Raw genomic sequence first — 1,099 nt, forward strand, 5'->3', positions numbered from 1 at the left:
GGGCGGGAGGGCATGGGGGCTCCTTGATTGCGGTGCGCATTGGGATCGCTACGACCCGTATCCATGGTGGAGCTGGAGGGGCTACGATCGGAAGCCGAGGAAATGGCGAATCTGCCCCGGGTTCAGTTGGAGCCATCGTGAACGAGCGCAAACTCGATCCAGCGTCATCCCCCTTCGCTCCCATCGGCGTTCAACTTCGCAGGTCACGGAAGGCACGAAAGCTCACACAGCCGCAGCTCGGGGAGATGGTCAGGTTCTCGGCGTCCTACATCTCGCGAATTGAACGAGGAGTGGAACCTCCGAGCCGACGCCTCGCACAGGAGGTCGATCGCGCCCTCGACACCGGGGGAACCATTGAGTTGATGCTCGACCAGCTTGAGCATGTCGTTCTCAAGGAAGGTCTCCCGGAGTACGTCGCGCAGGAAGCCAAGGCGGCGACCATCCGTCTCTTCCACCTGGGACTGATCTCAGGCCTGCTGCAAACGCAGGAGTACGCCATGGCTTACGAGTTGGCCTCGGTTCGGCGAGGTGCTGCGACTCGGCAGCAGGCAGAGGCGCGCGTGAAGTATCTACTGAACCGCCAAGCAGCGCTGGAGCGCACTCCCCCGCCCTTCATTCAGGCAGTGCTTGACGAGTGGAACCTGCGACGACCCATCGGCGGTCGAGCCGTGATGGTCAAGCAACTTCAGCATCTGGAGGAGCTTGCTCAGCAGCCCCATGTGACCCTCCAGGTGGCCCCGATGCATCTTGGAGAGGATCAACCTTTCGTTCATCCGATCAATCTCTTGACGATGGCGAACGGCAAGCTGCTCGGCTACACGGAGAGCCACAAGACAGGGCTCTTGGAGCGTAACGCCCAGATACTGGCATCCTGGTCCAGGGACTACAATCAACTGCAAGTCGAAGCCTTGTCCCGAGCCGGCTCAGTGGAGCTGATCAGAGCAGTACGGAAGGAATTTGAGAGTCATGCAGCACATTGACCTTGCCGATGCTCGGTGGCGCAAGAGCTCGTTCAGTGGCCAGGGCGGTGAGTGCGTCGAGGTCGCCCCCGACTTCCCCGGTGTCGTCCCCGTCCGTGACTCCAAGGACCCCGCCGGCC

General features: G+C 61.6%; 2 protein-coding genes and 1 pseudogene. All 3 read left to right on the plus strand.

Translation table 11 applies throughout. From position 1 onward, the window contains the following. Nucleotides 1-137: 137 nt before the first annotated feature. Nucleotides 138-338: pseudogene (locus tag ACFP3U_RS36905) on the plus strand (helix-turn-helix domain-containing protein); the annotation flags it as partial. 24 nt (nt 339-362) lie between these two features. Further along, nucleotides 363-980 carry a DUF5753 domain-containing protein gene (locus ACFP3U_RS36910; protein WP_380230154.1) on the plus strand — a complete coding sequence of 206 codons (618 nt, stop codon included), beginning with the start codon at nt 363-365 and terminating at the stop codon, nt 978-980. Next, nucleotides 967-1,099, plus strand: a 133-nt coding sequence (locus ACFP3U_RS36915) for a DUF397 domain-containing protein (protein ID WP_380230155.1), incomplete at its 3' end; no start/stop codon positions are given. The genes ACFP3U_RS36910 and ACFP3U_RS36915, both read left to right, overlap by 14 nt.

Source organism: Kitasatospora misakiensis, assembly GCF_042656005.1.
Lineage (GTDB): Bacteria > Actinomycetota > Actinomycetes > Streptomycetales > Streptomycetaceae > Kitasatospora > Kitasatospora misakiensis.

Coding starts and splice junctions, on each gene's coding strand:
- ACFP3U_RS36910 (WP_380230154.1), top strand. CDS start 363: ATGCTCGACCAGCTTGAGCATGTCGTTCTCAAGGAAGGTCTCCCGGAG.